Consider the following 350-nt stretch of genomic DNA (forward strand, 5'->3'; position numbering starts at 1 on the left):
AAGCGCTGCTTATCAATATAAGTTTCCGTGTTTCGTTTTCGTTTAGTTTTGAGAGTTCAATTCAGTGTTGACTCTTAAATGAGGATATGATATAAATAAATCCTGCAATTTGTATGGGCCTATAGCTCAGCTGGTTAGAGCGCACGCCTGATAAGCGTGAGGTCGATGGTTCGAGTCCATTTAGGCCCACCATACATTTTGGGGCCTTAGCTCAGCTGGGAGAGCGCCTGCCTTGCACGCAGGAGGTCAGCGGTTCGATCCCGCTAGGCTCCACCAAAAAGCTATTTTAAATAGCAAATGGTATGTTCTTTGAAAACTAGATAACAGTGTAGCTCATATTTTTTAATTTT

The 350-nt window shown here is 42.6% G+C and carries 2 tRNA genes; both read left to right on the forward strand.

Annotated elements, in window-relative coordinates:
• Window positions 1-115: 115 nt before the first annotated feature.
• Window positions 116-192 (forward strand) — tRNA-Ile (locus tag ACQGSG_RS29370).
• Window positions 193-200: 8 nt separating this feature from the next.
• Window positions 201-276 (forward strand) — tRNA-Ala (locus ACQGSG_RS29375).
• Window positions 277-350: the final 74 nt, after the last annotated feature.

It is taken from the genome of Bacillus sp. GMa5/1, assembly GCF_050172015.1.
In the GTDB taxonomy this organism is placed as follows: domain Bacteria; phylum Bacillota; class Bacilli; order Bacillales; family Bacillaceae_G; genus Bacillus_A; species Bacillus_A cereus.